Source organism: Ectothiorhodospira shaposhnikovii, from assembly GCF_016584105.1.
GTDB classification, from domain to species: Bacteria; Pseudomonadota; Gammaproteobacteria; order Ectothiorhodospirales; family Ectothiorhodospiraceae; genus Ectothiorhodospira; species Ectothiorhodospira shaposhnikovii.
Map to the genome: position 1 here is coordinate 157,765 of NZ_NRSM01000004.1, position 16,923 is coordinate 174,687.

Consider the following 16,923-nt stretch of genomic DNA (forward strand, 5'->3'; position numbering starts at 1 on the left):
GGGGATGTAATCCGGTCCAATAGGCGGCCCCTTATCGCCAGACACCCGACCCATGCGAAAGAACAGTTACGAGCGCGAAGAACTTCTGCAATGCGGCCACGGAGAGATGTTCGGCCCCGGCAACGCCCAGCTGCCGGTCCCCAACATGCTGATGATGGATCGAGTCAACCATATCAGCGACGAAGGCGGCGCCTTTGGCAAGGGTGAGATGCGTGCCGAACTGGACATCAATCCCGATCTCTGGTTCTTCGATTGTCATTTCCCGGGTGACCCGGTCATGCCCGGATGCCTGGGCCTGGATGCCATGTGGCAGCTGGTGGGCTTCTATCTGGCCTGGATCGGCAATCCCGGTCGTGGTCGTGCCCTGGGCGTGGGTGAAGTGAAGTTCACCGGTCAGGTCCTGCCCAGCGCCAAAAAGGTTACCTACCAGGTGGACATCAAGCGCGTCATCACCCGCAAGCTGGTGCTGGGTATCGCCGACGGTCAGGTGCTGGTGGATGATCGCCTGATCTACACCGCCAAGGACCTGCGGGTCGGCCTGTTCACCTCCACCGACGGTTTCTGACGCCACTTTCCTCCCGTTTGACCTGTGAGCCCTGATCGACGACGATCAGGGCTCACGCACATCCGGGGGATGACCGTGGGCCAGGAGATCGATCACACGCACTTCAAGGCCGGCGATTTCACCCGCTTCCAGGCCCACCTGGAAGCCGAAACCCGGCTGGCCCGGGAATGGCTCAACCAGGGGCGTTTCACCCACGGCGATCCGATGGCGGGATTCGAGATTGAGGCCTGGCTGCTGGATCGACACGAAGGTCCGGCCCCCCTCAATGAAGCCTTCCTGCAACAATTCAACGACCCCATGGCCACACCGGAGCTGGCCGCCTTCAACATCGAGGTCAACACCCGCCCCCACCCGCTCAAGGGTCGCGCCCTCAGTCTGATTCATCGGGAGATATCGGCCACTTGGCAGCGAACCCTCCTGGCCGCCGACGCCGTCGGCACCCGCGCGCTGATGACCGGCATCCTGCCCACCCTGCGTCCGGAACACCTGCGCCTGGGCAACATGTCGTCCATGAAACGCTACCGCGCCCTCAACCGCGAGGTCTTCCGCTCCCGACAGGGGCGCCCGGTGCGGCTGGACATCGCCGGTCGGGAGCATCTTCTGCACCTGCACCGGGACGTCATGCTGGAGGCGGCCACCACCTCATTCCAGATACATCTGCAGACACCCGCGGATACGGCTCACCAGGTATACAACGCCGCCATCATCGCCTCGGCCCCCATGGTGGCCGCCGGTGCCAATGCCCCCTTCCTGTTCGGCAAGGATCTGTGGGACGAGACCCGGATTCCCGTTTTCGAGCAGGCGGTGGAGGTGGGTGGCTACGAGGACGTGGCCCGAGGCCCCCTGCGCCGGGTCAGCTTCGGTTCCGGCTATGCCCGGGAGTCCATCCTGGAATGCTTCGAGGAAAACCTGGCGCATTTCCCGGTCCTGCTGCCCATGAGCAGCGACACGCCGCCGGAGCGGTTCCCCCATCTGCGCCTGCACAACGGCACCATCTGGCGCTGGAACCGGCCTTTGATCGGCTTTGACAATGAAGGCCGCCCCCATATCCGGATCGAACACCGGGTTCTCCCCGCCGGCCCTACCCTGTCCGACAGCATGGCCAACACCGCCTTCTTCTATGGTCTGGTGGAGGACCTGCTCACCGAACCCGGCGGCCCCCAATCCCTGATTCCCTTTGCCGCCGCCAAGGACAACTTCTATCAGTCTGCCCGCCTGGGACTGGCCGCCGTCCTGCAGTGGCGCCAAGGAGAGCGCGTCGGGATACAGAACCTGATCCTGGACGAGCTGCTGCCCCGGGCCCGTCACGGTCTGCAGCGCCTGGGACTGGCCCAGGCCGACAGCCATCATTATCTGGAGATACTAGCCGAGCGGATCCGGACGGGCCGCAACGGCGCCCGATGGCAACGGGACTTCGTTGCCCGGCACGGACGGGACATGCCCGCCTTGACCCGAGCCCTGCGCCAACATCAGGCCACCGACGAACCCGTTCATCAATGGGATCTGCAACCCGCAGCCCCGGAGGACTCTGAATCATGCTGAGACAGCAGGAAGGACTGCCCGCGGGCTTTCTGGACACCCCGGCCGGGGAACTGCATCGCATCGTCCCCGAACCAACCCTGTTTCATCTGCCGGGCCGCCGGATGCCCCCCCTGTTCGTCTCCATCCTGCTGCACGGCAACGAGCCGGTCGGCCTGCATGCCATCCAGCAGGTACTCGCGGAACTGCCTATGGGGGAACTGCCCAGGGGATTGAGCCTGTTCGTGGGGAATGTGGCAGCGGCCCGGGAAGGCGTCAGACGCCTGGAGGGTCAGGCGGACTTCAATCGCATCTGGCCGGGCACGGAGGCACCGGCCAGCCCGGAATCCCGGCTGGCCGCCGAGGTGGTGGACACCATGGCGTCACGGGGCGTCTTTGCCAGCGTGGATATCCACAACAACACCGGCCTGAACCCCCACTACGCCTGCATCAACCGGCTGGACCACCGCTACCTGCGCCTGGCCACCCTGTTCAGCCGCACGGTGGTGTACTTCATACGCCCCCGGGGCGTGCAGTCCATGGCCTTTGCCGAGTTGTGTCCGGCGGTGACCCTGGAATGCGGCAAACCCACCGACCGGCACGGGGTGGCCCATGCGGCGGATTATGTCCGCGCCTGCCTGAACCTGGCGGAACTGCCGGATACCCCGGTCCCCGCCCATGACCTGGACCTGTTCCATACCGTGGCCCAGGTAAAGATCCCGCCCGAAGTCCGGATCAGTTTCGGGGCCAGGGAGACCGACCTGCTGTTTGCCCCGGACCTGGACCACATGAACTTTCGGGAACTGCCCGCCGGCACCGTGCTGGGAATGGTCAACGGGGGCCACACGCTACCGATCACGGCCCATGACGAACAGGGGGTGGAGGTCTCGCCCCATTACTTCGCAGTGGAGCACGGCCGCCTGGTGCTCACACGCCCCATGATGCCCTCCATGCTCACTCTGGATGAACGGGTAATCCGTCAGGACTGCCTGTGCTACCTGATGGAGCGGATGGATGCCGAAATCAGGACGGGGTTTCACCGATCGGCACCGTGATCTGCTCCACGGACACCTCCATCCGGGACGGCAGCACCAGCGGACCGAACTGATTGAACACGGGAACATCTGCCGCATCCCGCCCATAGCCCAGGCGAACCCGGCCTGCATCCGGCCTTGCCCGGGTAGGATCAAAGGAATACCACTGCCCTCCCACGAAGGCCTCGAACCAGGCATGCAGATCCATGGGTTCCAGTTGATTCAGGTAACCCACCACATAACGGGCCGGGATGCTCAGACTCCGACACAGGGCGATGCCGACGTGGCTGAAATCCCGACAGACACCATTACGCCGTTCGATGGCCTCCAGCGCGGAAATCGGCGCCGGATCGGAATCGGTGAGGTAGCCCAGGTGCTCATGGGTCCAGCGGGTGATCGCCTCCACCTGGTCATAGCCGGGAATGCAGCCTGCCACAATCTCACCAGCCAGCCGGCCCAACCGGTCCGAGTCGCAGTAACGACTGGGTGTCAGATACATCAGGGCCTGATCTGGCAGGTCCTGAATCAGGACGAAGGGCGCCCCGGGTGCCTGCTCCAGGGTGGCCGGCACCTGCACATCGGAACGCACCTCCACCTTGAAGTAACCGGGCGGCGCCGTCAGGCGCTGCCACAGGTTACCGTACATATCGGTGTATTCGATGATCGGCATGCCGGGAAAAACGGCATAACGATCCTGCGCCACCCATTGATGGGCATCACTGCGCGGTCTGAGCAGGAGCAGCATGGGACTTTCCACCTGAAAACGCATTTCCAGGGTACAACCGACTCGCAACCACATGGGCCGTCCTCACTAGATTTGATTGACCCATGCGCCTCAGCCCAGGTCCACCTCGACTTGGTGTGTCCGACGGTCATCGACGAGGGGAATCCTGCCCCATCCGGCCTCGAACGCGGCGGCATCCGGGATCTCGGTCCCGTCAAGGGACACGCGGATGACCCGCCGGGACGCCCCGGTCGTACCGCTCACCTTGATATGGTATAGGGTTTCACGATACCGGTAGTGGATGGTATACGCATTCCAGTCATCGGGGATGCACGGCGCGATGCGCAGATGATCTCCCCGCAGTTGCAGACCCAGCAGGGTTTCCAGGGTCAGCCGGTACATCCAGCCTGCCGCCCCGGTATACCAGGTCCAGCCGCCGCGGCCCGTGTGGGGCGGCGCGCCATAGACGTCCGCGCTCATGACATACGGCTCAACCTTGTAACGCGCCACCGCCGCGGGCGTGTCGCCGTGATTGACGGGATTGAGCAGGGCGTAGCATTCCCAGGCCCGCCGCCTGTCGCCCATCCGGGCGAAGGCCATCGTGGTCCAGATCGCGGCATGGGTATACTGACCGCCGTTCTCACGCACCCCCGGCACATAGCCCTTGATGTACCCGGGCTCCAGGGCCGACCGGTCAAAGGGCGGGTCGAGCAGACGGATCAGGCCGTCATCCCGACTCACCAGGTGTCGGTCCACCGCATCCATCGCCTCGCGGGCGCGCCGGGGATCCCCGGCGCCGGAGAGGATCGCCCAGCTCTGGCTGATGGCGTCAATGCGGCATTCGTCATTGACGGCGGACCCCAAAGGTGTACCGTCGTCGAACCAGGCCCGCCGATACCAGGCGCCGTCCCAGGCGCTCGCTTCGATATGACCCCGCAGCTGCTCGGCCTGGTCATGGCAGAACTCGGCAAACTCGCCGTCATTCCGACCCCGGGCAAGATCGGCAAACTGCTGCAGGACGTCGAACAGGAACCAGGCCAGCCAGACACTTTCGCCCCGGCCCTCATGGCCCACCCGGTTCATACCGTCGTTCCAGTCCCCGCAGCCCATCAGCGGCAACTGATGGGTACCGAAACGCAGGCCGTGCCGGAGGGCGCGGACACAGTGCTCATAGAGACCGGCGACTTCCGGGGAGCGTTGCGGTTGATTGTAGCAAGCCTCTTCATCGGAATTGAGCTCGCGGCCCTCCAGGAAATGGACCGGCTCGTCCAGGACACCGGTATCGCCGGTGGCGGCCACGTAATGGCAGGTCACATAGGGCAACCAGAGATAGTCATCGGAAAAATGGGTGCGTACACCCTGGCCGCCGGGGGGATGCCACCAGTGCTGCACGTCACCCTTGAGGAACTGGCGCCCGGCGCAGCGGATCAACTGCACCCGGGCCAGCTCGGGGGTGGTATGGATCAGGGCCATGACATCCTGCAACTGGTCACGGAAGCCGTAGGCGCCGCCGGACTGATAGTAGCCGCTGCGCGCCCACAGGCGGCTGGACAGGGTCTGATAGACCAGCCAGCCGTTGGCCAGCACATTCAACGCCGGATCGGGCGTATCCACCTGGACCGCGCCCAGGGTGTGATTCCAGTACTCCCACACCCCTTCCAGGGCCTGGTGCGCCCCCGCCCGGCCACCGAACCGGTGGATGAACTCGCCGACCTCGTCCACGCTCGTCGCCGCGCCGAACAGGAACACGACTTCGGCGGACTGTCCCGCCTCCAGTTCCACCCGGCCCTGCACCGCCGCGCAGGGATCCAGGCCCGCGCCGGTCCTGCCCGACAGGCGCTTGCGGCGCATGGCCGCCGGCTTGGCCATGGAACCGTTGCGGCCGATGAACTCGGTCCGCCCACCACTGATCGAGCGATCCCGTTCGCTCACATGGGCGAACACCAGCCGATGAGCACACTCGCGCCCGTAGGCATTGCGAGCCAGCAAGGCCCCGGTGTGGGGCTCCGTCTCAGTGACGATATGCATCAGATTGGCATGCCGCCACTCGCCGAGCACCAGCTCCCAATAGCCGGTCAGAGACAGTCCGCGTGTGCGCCGGGAATGATTATGCAACTTGATCACCACACACTTGACCGGCGCATCCAGGGCGACATAGGTGGTCAATTCCGAGACGATACCCGACTCCTGGTACTCGAACACGCTGTAGCCGAAGCCATGCCGACAGACATAGCCGTTGCGCCCCCGGGCCGGCAGCGGTGTCGGCGACCAGAAGGCCCCCGTTTCCTCGTCCCGGATGTAAAAGGCCTCGCCGCTGGCGTCGGACAGCGGATCATTGTGCCAGTGGGTCAGCCGGAACTCGTGGGCGTTGTCCACCCAGGTATAGGCACTGCCCGCCTCACTCACCACCGTACCGATGTGCGGACCGGCAATCACGTTCACCCAGGGAGCCGGTGTCTGTTGTCCCGGCGCCAGGGTGATCACGTATTCCCGTCCGTCCGGCGTGAAACCACCCAGACCATTGTTGAAAATGAGTTTCCGCGGCACCGGGGTCGACGGCGGCTCGGTCATCACCGGGCGCACCGGCTCCAGCCGATCCGACCGGCGGCCCCCTGAGATCCGGCGCTCCACCGGCTTGATCAGGGTGTCCGCCGTATCGCTGAAGACGATGCGCGCCACTGTCTGCAACAGCACCCGCTCATCCTCCGACAGTTCCTCGGCACGTCGCAGAAAGACCCCACCCGGCTTGTCCAGCATCTGCGCCTCGGGGCCTGAATGGATCAGTCCCATAATGCGGTCGTGCAGGACCGCCCGGTAACCCGAAAAGTCCTCATTCAGAATCACCAGATCGGCGATCAGCCCCTTCATGCGCCAGTAGGCATGGGCCTGCAGCACCTGCTTGACCCGATCGATGCGATGGATATCACCAATATGCAGGAGGACGATGGGCAGATCCCCGGAGATGGCGAAGCGCCACAGACCCGACTGCCCCAGCTGATTACGGGCGATGACCCCCGGCGCGGCACGACGCAGTGCGTTACCGAAGACCACCGAGTTGGCCAGACGGCCGTAGACTTGAGCATCCACCTCGGTGGCGTTGAGCACACGCAACACCTCCTGGCTCTGGAACCAGGCCATCTCGAAGGCGCGCTCGACGAAATGCCGATCACAATATTTCTCCAGCAGCGCCAGTGCCGCTTCCCGGGTATCGGCCACGCCGGTAATAATCTGGACGCTCCCCGACTCATCGGGCGCCAGGGTCACGGTGCGCCGGATGGCCACGATGGGATCCAGCACTGCGCCCGCCGTGTTGGACAGACGCCATGGCGGCGGGTGCCCATCCAGCGCCACCGGGTTCACCGGCGTGCGTCCGCGACCGATGAAGCGGGCGCGGTCGGTTTCGAAGGATGGCGCATCGACCACGGCCCCCGGCGCGGCCATCAGGTGAAACATCCAGGGCACCTGCTCGTCCGGCGTGCGCCGTCGCCGCGTACAGAGAATGGCCTGATGGTCGGGCAGAATCTCGGTCTGCACGAACAGATTACTGAAGGCGCGATGGGCCAGGTCGGCTGCCAACGGCGCCAGCACCACCTCCGCATAACTGGTCAGTTCGATATGGCGCGGTCGGGAGGATTGGTTGGTGAGGATCACGCGCCGGATCTCCACGTCATCCTCGGGGGAGACACAGATCTCGGTGTGGGCATCGATGGCCTGATCCCGTCGCCGGTATTCCGCGCGGGCCTGCACGAAGATGGCTTCATAGTGATCCGCACGGCGCAGCGTCGGCTGATGGGCACTGGACCAGTACTTCCCGCTGTCACGGTCGCGCAGGTAGATGAACGTGCCCCAGGCATCGGTGGTGGCATCCTCGCGCCAGCGGGTCACGGCCAGCCCGTGCCGGCGACTGTAACCGCCGCCTGCGTGGGTGGCCATCACGTGGTAGCGACCATTGGACAGCAGATGCACCTCGGGTATCTGCGTGGTGGTTTCCCTGAATACCCGCATGATGCTGCCGAACTCCGCATCCGGCGGCTGAGCGGAGGCAGTCACCTCGGCGGCATGGGGATGCAAGGTGGCCCCCTGCCGTGGAACACGCTCCTGCAGCAGCAACTCCGTCGCCCGCACCTCCGGGTCGGCCATGAATCGACGCTGCATGGGCTGCCCCAGCAACACATGGGCAAAGGCCAGCAGGCTCATGCCCTGGTGATGGGCCATGAAGCTGCGCACGACGAACCAGGGTTTGCCCCGCGGCACGCGGGACGGAGTGTAATCCACTGCCTCATAAAAACCGTAGCCACCGATAAAACCCGTCGCGGCCATCCGTTCCAGGTTGCGGCAGGCCGCCTCGGGCAGTACCGTCAATGCCAGCGCCGTGGCATAGGGGGCAATCACCAGATCCTCCCCCAACCCCCGCTTGAACCCCAACCCGGGCACGCCGAAGGCCCGGTACTGATAGACCTGACTCATGTCGGTGACGTTGTAGCAGGATTCAGAAATCCCCCAGGGTACCGCCCGCTGCCGGCCATACTCGATCTGGCGCGACACGGCCGCCTTGCAGGTCTGCGCCAACAGGGTGTTGCCGAAGCTGGGCATGATCAGCTGCGGCATCAGGTACTCGAACATCGAGCCGCTCCAGGAAATCAGGCTGACATCGCCCCCATGGCTGGTCAGCAGACGCCCCAGGGCAAACCAGTGTTTCTGGGGCAACTGTCCCTGGGCAATCAGCAGGAAGCTGGCCAGGCGCGCTTCCGACGCCAGCAGGTCATAGCAGGCCTGATCGCGACGCCGTTCGCCCACATCGTAGCCGATGGCCAGCAACCCGGAAGGCGCATCGTGGAGAAATTCAAAATCCATGCTCGCCAGATCGCGGCAACGCCGGATCAGATCATCGATGATGTCGTGTTGCGCCCGGGATGGACAATCCGTCGCCACGGACCCGCCTGCCGGTGACGCGTGAACCAGTTCATCCCTCAGGGCAGCCACCTGCCGGTCAAAGGCCTGTACCCAATAGGCGGATGCCGCGTCGTCCGAGGGCATACCCGCCGCCGACCATGCGGCCGCCGCGCCCCCGGCCTGCTGAATGTCCTCCAGGGCCTTGATGAGGTCGGGGATGGACAGGTCGGCGTCCCGCATGCCCTGGACCCGGCGTTCCAGTGCGGTCAGGGGTGGCGGTGGTGATAAGGGTCGCTGTTCAGCCAGCACCCCCAGGGTGTCCAGCAGCCCCTGCAACGCCCGGGATGACGGCACCGGCTGATGTTTCAGCTCGGCCAGCCCGGCCTGGAGGGTCAGCAGGGCACCCGCCAGATTACCGCTGTCCACCGAAGAGACGTATCTCGGCTGCAGGGGCTCAAGGGTACGGGTGTCGTACCAGTTGTAGAAGTGTCCCCGGTAGCGCTCCAGACGCTCCATGGTCGACACGGTGCGGTCGATACGTACCAGGCATTCGCCGGTGGTCACATAACCGAAGTCATGGGCGGCCAGATCCGACAGAAGGGCCATACCGATATTGGTGGGCGAGGTGCGAGAAGCCACCATCGGTGCGGGGATTTCCTGAAAATTATCCGGCGGCAACCAGTGATCCTCCGGACCCACGAAGTCGGCAAAGTAACGCCAGGTCCTGCGGGCCGCACGACGCAAAAAGACCTCCTGTGCCGCACTCAGGCGCGGTATGCGGTCACCCGGCGGGCGGCTGATCCACCAGGCGATGCCGGGCGATACCAGCCACGGCAGCAGAAATGGGGCGGCAAACATCCCCTGCGTAGCCCAGGCATCTCCGGATGTCCAGGCCAGTGCGACTCCCGTCGACAGCGCCAGGACCGGCGCAATCCACATCTCCCGCAAAAAGTCGGTGGGTGTCCGACAGGCATTGCGGCGGGCATAGCTGGGCAGGTGCCAGAGCAGCAACCCCCTCCGGGTAAACAGCATCCGCCCCCAGGAGCAGGCAATGGCCCCCAGGCAGATCCGGGCGTCGTAGGGCAGGAACACCAGGCTCAGCAGGGCCTGGAGCAATGGCCGTACCGCGGCCCTGCCGGTCAGCGTCAGGTGTACCCGGCGATCCCGGTCCCGTGGCCGACGCCACAGATCGATCATGGAGGGCAACAGGGCGGGCACGACCACCAGCGCCAGCATCAGCAGGCTCCAGAACCAGATCGGACCGGCACCCAGCAGCCAGCCCCCCAGCAACAGGATCAGCAAGGCCGGGGGCACCAGGCTGCGGCGCAGGTTGTCGAACAACTTCCAGCGGGAAAGGGCCGACAAGGGATTCGGCACCTGCAACGGCGTACGCCCCCGGGAGGCCGGCACGCGCGGCAGCAGCCAGCCCACCAGTTGCCAATCACCCCGTATCCAGCGGTGGCGACGACTGGCCTCCGCAGTATACGTGGCCGGATGCGATTCCAGCAGATCCACATCCGTCACCAGCGCCGACCGGGCGTAACCCCCTTCCAGCAGATCGTGACTCAGGATCAGGTTTTCCGGCAAGCGACCATCAATGGCCCGGCGAAAGGCATCCACGTCATAGATACCCTTGCCGACGAAGGATCCCTCGCCAAACAGATCCTGGTACACATCGGAGACCTCCCGTGTGTAGGGGTCCATGCCCGGCTCACCCGCGAATAATCCGGAAAAGCGCGACTGGTGGGCACTGCTCAGGCTGATGGAAGTACGGGGTTGCAGGATGCCGTGACCTTCGACGATGCGCCCCCGGTCCGGATCAAAAACCGGACGGTTGAGTGGATGCGCCAGGTTACCCGCCAATTGACGCGCCGCATCCCGCGGCAGCTGGGTATCGGTGTCCAGGGTAATGACGAAACGGATGGTGGTCAGCAGACGGGTATCCCCGACGATCTCCGAGAAGGCGGTGGTCCCCTCCCCTCTGAGGCGGGCGTTGAACTGCTCCAGCTTGCCTCGCTTGCGCTCGTAGCCCATCCACACCCGTTCGAACGGATTCCACACCCGAGGCCGATGAAACAGATAAAAGATGCCGGGTCGATCTTCCCGATACTTGAGATTGAGTCGTTCCACCGCCGTGCGTGCCTGCTCAAGCAGGGCCGTGTCCCGAGGCAGCGCTTCCTGGGGGGCATCCGGAAAATCCGTCAACAAGGCAAAGAACAGATTGGGGTCCCGATTACCCAGATAGCGGATCTCCAGCGCCTCCAGCAGGTGATCGATATCCTCGGGGCCGGTCAGCAGCGTAGGCACGACCACCATGGTGCGCCGATCCTCCGGAATCCCGCTGGAAAAATCCATCCGTGGCAGGGCCTTGGGCGACAAGAGCAACGTGACCAACAGATTGACCAGTGAGACGGCCGGCGCCGAGACGGCAATCAGTAACGGCAGTGCCAGATACCAGGTCCAGGCGGTATCCGGATTGAATCCGTCCAGAAGCAGCAGCACGCCCCCTGCCGCAAGCAGCGTGAGCAAAGTCACCGTCCCCAGATACAAGGGTAGGCAGGCCGGTCGACAACGGCGTCCGAGCCGGGATGTCCAGGGCATCCGGCAGCCCACCGCCCGCTCCAGCGCCGGTCGTCCCCGGTCGATCAGGTAGTACCCTACATGGGCACTGCGATCCTCTTCTCCGCGCTGGGCCGCAGCGGCACGGGCAAGCTCGATCGCCGCCCGGGCCACATCCGGCTCCGGGCAAACAGCCTCCCGGGCCACGCCCTCCACCACGTGCCGGTAGCGATCTCGCGTGGCAAAGTCCTGGCCGGCATGCATGCCCACGGGGTCATCCCGCAGGATCCGCTCGACCACGCTCAGAGACTCGACATAATCCTTCCAGTCCATGCTGCCGATAAAACGCAGGCTGCCGATGCTGTTAGCCATGGAGATCTGGTTGGCCGCGGCCGTGCGTCCGGCCACTTCCGACAACTGCTCGGCCGTCACGCCCTGTTCCAGCAGCTTGTGCTCCACCCAGGTCCGGATAAAGGCCAGGGCCGGACCCTGGGTCTGGAGGACGGCGTAAAATGCTTCCACGAACGGGGCCGTCAGCGGCACGTCCGCCCGGGCGAACTCGGCCAGCAACTGAATCAGCTGTTTGGGTTCCTGCTCGGCCGTCACCAGCATGCGATCCGCCCAGGCGAGGGCCGCGTCACGCTCCTGGCGACGCCGTGCAATACTGACCCCGACCCGGCGCAGGTTTTCCAGCAAGGCTAGCTGCAGCATGATCGGAAAGGCCCACAATTCGCCGATCTTGAGGGGTGCAACGGACTGATAGGCGGCGATGAACTGGGTGGCATTGTCGCCGTCCACACGGCCATCCATATGGGAAATCAGCGCCAGTGCCAGATCATGGACGCGGGGAAAACCAGCCGATGGGCCATCGGCCAGTCGCGGCAACTGCCGGCTGTATCCGCGCGGCAGGTGTCGGCGTACCTGGCTGATCTGCTGCTCGATCAGATAGAAATTATCCAGCAGCCAGGCCTCTGCCGGTGTGACCCGCTGACCCGGCGAAGCGGCCGCCGTGACCACATCGTAGGCCGTCAGCAGGCGCCGAGCATTGTCCGCCAGCCTGGGCAACAACCGGTCGGGGCCGGGACGGGAAGAGAGGTGATGTCGCTGTGCCAGCAAGGCCCCGTGGCGCTTGAGCTGCTCAAGACTGAACAGCTCCGCGCGCAGCAGCTCGCCATCACCGGCATCGATGGATGGATACCGCCGCCCCTTCGACCATGGGAAACCGCTCACTTGACGCGCATGTCGTTCTTCACATCCTTCACGCCGCCGACGCCTCGGGCCACCTCCATCGCCCGGTTGATCTCGGCCCTTGAACTCACAAAGCCGCTGAGCTGGACCACGCCGTCATAGGTCTCGACACTGATTTCGTTCACCCGCAGATCGGGGTTATTGAGTATCGCCGCCTTGACCTTGGTGGTGATCACGGCATCGTCGATGTACTCCCCTGCCGACTGCTGCTTGGAGGGGGCCGCGCAGCTCACCACCGCCACCAGCGCGAAGGCCATGAAAAATGCGGCGCAATACCTTAACCATGGATTCATGATGACAACTCCAGAAGATGTATGAAAGCAGGTCTGCACCTGCAATTTATTCATCCTATGCGCTACCGCACACAGGGCGGACCTAAAACAGGGCGAACCCTAATCAGTCGGCAGGCCGGAGATACCGCTTCCGACCTACCGATCTCAAACATCCGCCGACCAAGATGAACTAGCGTGAGTCCCCATCCATATCCTCCTTCAGATCCTCCTTCAGATCTCCGTAGTCGGCCTGAACCTTACCGGCGGCCTGCTGAATTTTCCCTTTGCCTTCCAGCTTCTCATTACCGACTATCCGACCGGTGACCTCCTTGACCTTGCCTGTTACCTCTTTCGCACGTCCCTTAACCTGATCTTTGTTCATGACACTCTCCCGCAGACATACATTGGATTCACTTTTTCCTTTCCGGTCACCAGTGTGGCTACTACTCAGCAGAGGCTCGGCGACCTGAACGTATGTGACGCTGCGTGCGCCACCATGCGTTCTGATGTTCATGCTCTGGACTCCTTAACGGTGACCGTGTGAGGCGCCGGATCATCCATCAGGATCATTCAGTCGCCATGGTCCAGAGTAAACACATAACCACCCAAACTCTGTTCGCTGGCGAACAGACCTGAATCCATGGCGAGCCTCAAAAAAAACGGCAGGGACAGTCATCGCCCCTACCGCCTGAGAGCCACCCCAGAGAAATGCGGGGCAACTCAAATTACCGCTGTTTCGATCAGTACCGACTACTGGCCTCCTTCCTGAATTCCGGGGCATCCTTCAACGTATCCTCGGTTGAATTGACGCTGAATTCGTACCCGTCGCCCCGCTTGCTCTTACTGTGTTCGACCGAATCCCAGGAAATCGCGACTTCTTTTGTGCCCATACCCAATATGCCACCCACCTCGACAACCACGGCCAAGATCTGACCGTCCTCATTGATCAGCAGATCACCGACAGTACCAATTTTCGCATCATCCACTCGCGACTTCAGGTCGCTGCCGATCAACTCATCCGCACGGAACGAATTCGCGGGCGGACTCGAAAGATAGGTTCCATGGGCCATGGGCCGCTCTTCAGCCAATGCGGAACCGATGCCGAGTGTAAGCGCAGGGACCACCAATGCTGAGGCTATGAGTGCATGCAGTTTATTCATCAGGTCTCTCCTGTGAATTACGACCGGCGAGATTACCGATCAGGACTCTCACCCTAGGCCCTTAGATGGTCGATGTCTGTTGGATACCGCACATGGATCGCGGTCACCTTCATGGGCGCCCACATCCTTTCTTTCGATGGCGTCGTCAACGCTCTCACCGGCCCCATGGCCGATCACGCCATCCACATGGATGGCATAGGGATGGCAAAATGCCTGGGAAGACACTGGATACCCGCCGCAAGGGGGCCGACAGCGAAAAGATCACAATCAACCTGGGATATGTGGATCTGGGCCAGGTCGACCTGCTGGTACAGGAAGGGTTCTACTCCAACCGAACCGATTTCATCCGTACCGCGATCTGCAATCAGCTCGACCGTCACGACGAGGCGGTACGGCAATCCATCGTCAGGCACCGGCTCGAACTCGGGTTGCGCCGCTATCACCGGGCCGAACTCGAGGCGGCAGTCGCAGCCCATCAGGTGCTGCACATCCAGGTGCTCGGGCTTGCGATCATTGACGCCGATGCCTCCCCGGAACTTGCACGGGCAGCCATCGGATCGCTCCACGTACTCGGAGCGCTGCAGGCCGGTCCCGCCGTGAAGGCCGCCTTGGCGGATCGGATCCACTGATACCGCACACTTCCCCCTGTTACCGCTCTGCATTACGCCGGCACACCCTTGGAGTTGCCGCATGAATGCGCATCGAATGCCCAGGTCATGGCCGAGGTGTGACCCGCCTCACCCGCGCCGGTCGGCTCAAGGAAGCGACGGCACTGCTGCTGCGCGCCCACGGTCGGCCGCACCTCGGCACCGAAAACACTGCACGATCACAACCGGGAGGTGACGGAATCACCTTCAGCTATACCCGCGTTATCCCATGTCTCTGCTCAACCATCCCCTTCCACGATAAGGGAAAGATTCAACGCCAGCAACGATACACGGAGGTTAAGTTAGGTAACGCACAGACCCGATCGCGGGCTTCAACTACCTTGGAAACCTCATCCTGCATCTACATGCGTTAATAGCAAGAGGCAGAATCCAAAAAATCATCATCTGGAGACCGGCTCATGCACAAGAATCAGGATAAAGGTAGTGCGAACAAGGGAAAGGGTAAGACCAAGGAGGTTGCCGGCAAAGTGACCGATATCGAAAACACGGAGCGAAAAAGCAAATCCGATAATAATGGCGGCAAGAATGGGACCGTGTTGGCAAAGATCAGTTGCGACGCCAAAAATGAAACGAAATAAAACCCATATGGACCAACCGTACCGACGAGGTCATGTGTCACTGCCAAAAAGGCAAAGATGGACAATGCCGTATTTACTCCAGAACAACGTCCTTGAACAACGAAATATTGATCCCCCATCAATCGGAAGGAGATAGAAATGGCAAATAACAGAATTCTGGCTCTTGCATTGCTTGTTGTAGGTCTGATCCTGCTTTTCTTTGGGTTTCAGTCATCCCAAGGCCTGGACGATCAGGTGACAGAGGCCGTTACTGGCCGATTCACTGACTCCACCATCTGGTTCCTGATCCTTGGCGCGGTTTCTGTGGTCGCCGGTGCTGGAATGCTGCTGTTCGGTAAATCCGTAAGCAACTGACATAGGAATTCGCTATGCCCCACGACATGGATGTCGGTTCACTTCCCATGGAAGTTTCACCGGCCGCAACCTGATAAGGAGAGATCTCATGAAGAAACTGCATGCGCTCGCAGTCTGTGCATTACTGACCCATGCAACCACACTGGGCATCGGTTCTGCATTGGCCCAAGCGCAACCCTCTGCCCATGGAATCTGCCTTTCGAGCCAACCCGCGAATTCGTTCCATCCGAACACACTGATCGTCAGCGACCTGCTGATCGATGAGGATGGCCAGATCGTGGCCGTGATCGTAAAGGTGGGCGGCTTCTTGGGCATGGACGCAAAGGAAGTTGCCATTTTCCTGGATTCGGTTGAACCCAGCTTGAACGAGAAAGATAAAGGGTACGACTTCGGCATCCGCTCGACCGAGGATACGTTGAGGGAGGCCCCGGAATTAACCGATGTGGATTCTCGGCCCTTGAGCTCACAAAGCCGCTGAGCCGGACCGCCCACCCCGTCACACGGAGTCTCAACCGTCGAGCGGCCGGAGATGTCATTTCCAGCCGCCCGACTCCAGGCATCCGCAAAACACCTCGGACTAGCGGTTACCCTTCTTGAGATCCTCCTTCAAATCGCCGTAGCCGGCCTGCACCTTACCGGTACCTTTCTGGATTTTCCCTTTATTTTCCAACTCATCATTACCGACCGCCCGACCGGTGACTTCCTTGACCTTGCCCGTTGTTTCCTTGGCACGGCCCTCAACCTGATCTTTGTTCATGACACACTCCCACGGATAATCACGTGACTCATTCACCAAGGCCGAAGTGGCTCTTGACCTTTCTCGCCCAAGTCTCATCCGCCATATTCGGCCAATCATCCTTTTCAAAACCGGGGGCCGATTTAAACTGTTCCACATCCACATCAAGGACAAAATTCTTCGCCCGGATATCCAGCGACAGGGCCTCCCATGGCACGGCGTACAGCTTGTCGCCTATACCGAGAAAACCACCGGCGGAAATGACCGCATAATTGATGCTGCCGCTAGCGGTATTCATCATGAAATCCTTGATAGTACCGAGCTTTTCTTCCTTTACAGTCACAACTTCACTACCGATCAGCGTGTGGGTACTCAACAAAAGTTCATCGGTGGGAGCGGCCTGAGTGTATGTAGCGCTGCTTGCGCCACCATGCGTTCTGACATTCATGCTATCTACTCCTGGCAATAATAGTATGGGGCGCTGAATCATCCATCGATACCCCATCACCAAGACCGCCATAGAAGTATTTTTGACAACCCCAGAAACGCCGTCAATACTCGATGTTAAAGCGTTGTTGGGGTTGGCACGATGGCTGGATCAGCGGCGTGACCCG

14 protein-coding genes are annotated in these 16,923 nt (G+C 62.2%); 7 read left to right on the forward strand and 7 right to left on the reverse strand.

From position 1 onward, the window contains the following. Positions 1–52: 52 nt before the first annotated feature. The 3 genes from fabA to CKO35_RS03870 all read left to right on the forward strand — a co-directional run bounded on the left by fabA (position 53) and on the right by CKO35_RS03870 (position 3,138). A complete protein-coding gene (gene fabA / locus CKO35_RS03860) occupies positions 53–565 on the forward strand; it encodes a 3-hydroxyacyl-[acyl-carrier-protein] dehydratase FabA (RefSeq protein WP_200172844.1) in 513 nt (170 codons plus the stop codon). Positions 566–634: 69 nt separating this feature from the next. Continuing rightward, on the forward strand, positions 635–2,107 hold the full coding sequence (locus CKO35_RS03865) for a glutamate-cysteine ligase family protein (RefSeq protein ID WP_200172846.1): 1,473 nt from the start codon (positions 635–637) through the stop codon (positions 2,105–2,107). Continuing rightward, positions 2,101–3,138 (forward strand): M14 family metallopeptidase, encoded by a 1,038-nt coding sequence (locus tag CKO35_RS03870; RefSeq protein WP_200172848.1) that lies wholly within the window; start codon positions 2,101–2,103, stop codon positions 3,136–3,138. The genes CKO35_RS03865 and CKO35_RS03870 overlap by 7 nt, the downstream gene beginning before the upstream one ends. On the opposite strand, the gene CKO35_RS03875 is transcribed toward CKO35_RS03870, so the two are convergent. From CKO35_RS03875 to CKO35_RS03895, 5 genes are all read right to left on the reverse strand, one after another. Further along, a complete protein-coding gene (locus tag CKO35_RS03875) occupies positions 3,107–3,916 on the reverse strand; it encodes a transglutaminase domain-containing protein (RefSeq protein WP_200172849.1) in 810 nt (269 codons plus the stop codon). The two genes, CKO35_RS03870 and CKO35_RS03875, sit on opposite strands and share 32 nt — an antisense overlap. Before the next feature lie 36 nt (positions 3,917–3,952). After that, positions 3,953–12,460, reverse strand: coding sequence for a GH36-type glycosyl hydrolase domain-containing protein (locus CKO35_RS03880; RefSeq protein ID WP_200172872.1), 8,508 nt, complete (start codon positions 12,458–12,460; stop codon positions 3,953–3,955). Between the two features lie 59 nt (positions 12,461–12,519). Beyond that, positions 12,520–12,834 (reverse strand): BON domain-containing protein, encoded by a 315-nt coding sequence (locus CKO35_RS03885; RefSeq protein WP_200172851.1) that lies wholly within the window; start codon positions 12,832–12,834, stop codon positions 12,520–12,522. 169 nt (positions 12,835–13,003) lie between these two features. Continuing rightward, on the reverse strand, positions 13,004–13,327 hold the full coding sequence (locus tag CKO35_RS18425; RefSeq protein WP_412851733.1) for a CsbD family protein: 324 nt from the start codon (positions 13,325–13,327) through the stop codon (positions 13,004–13,006). Positions 13,328–13,553: 226 nt separating this feature from the next. Next, on the reverse strand, positions 13,554–13,973 hold the full coding sequence (locus CKO35_RS03895) for a PRC-barrel domain-containing protein (protein ID WP_200172853.1): 420 nt from the start codon (positions 13,971–13,973) through the stop codon (positions 13,554–13,556). 209 nt (positions 13,974–14,182) lie between these two features. Here CKO35_RS03895 and CKO35_RS03900 point away from each other — a divergent pair, with 209 nt between their 5' ends. The 4 genes from CKO35_RS03900 (at position 14,183) to CKO35_RS03915 (ending at position 16,051) form a co-directional block, all read left to right on the forward strand. After that, entirely contained in the window at positions 14,183–14,602 is a 420-nt protein-coding gene (locus CKO35_RS03900) for a CopG family transcriptional regulator (RefSeq protein WP_200172855.1), read from the forward strand. Between the two features lie 437 nt (positions 14,603–15,039). Beyond that, positions 15,040–15,219, forward strand: a complete 180-nt coding sequence (locus tag CKO35_RS03905; protein ID WP_200172856.1) for a CsbD family protein — start codon at positions 15,040–15,042, stop codon at positions 15,217–15,219. 138 nt (positions 15,220–15,357) lie between these two features. Then, positions 15,358–15,573: a DUF3185 family protein gene (locus CKO35_RS03910; RefSeq protein WP_200172858.1), complete on the forward strand. Its 216-nt coding sequence runs from the start codon at positions 15,358–15,360 to the stop codon at positions 15,571–15,573. An 88-nt stretch (positions 15,574–15,661) separates the two neighbouring features. Then, complete coding sequence (locus tag CKO35_RS03915) at positions 15,662–16,051, forward strand: PRC-barrel domain-containing protein (RefSeq protein WP_200172860.1); 390 nt, start codon at positions 15,662–15,664, stop codon at positions 16,049–16,051. 99 nt (positions 16,052–16,150) lie between these two features. Here the strand turns inward: CKO35_RS03915 and CKO35_RS03920 are convergent, their stop codons facing one another. Continuing rightward, the gene (locus CKO35_RS03920; RefSeq protein WP_200172861.1) at positions 16,151–16,330 is read right to left on the reverse strand and encodes a CsbD family protein; all 180 of its coding nucleotides are present in this window, start codon (positions 16,328–16,330) and stop codon (positions 16,151–16,153) included. Positions 16,331–16,358: 28 nt separating this feature from the next. Beyond that, positions 16,359–16,757, reverse strand: coding sequence for a PRC-barrel domain-containing protein (locus tag CKO35_RS03925; RefSeq protein WP_242467000.1), 399 nt, complete (start codon positions 16,755–16,757; stop codon positions 16,359–16,361). Between the last annotated feature and the right edge of the window lie 166 nt (positions 16,758–16,923).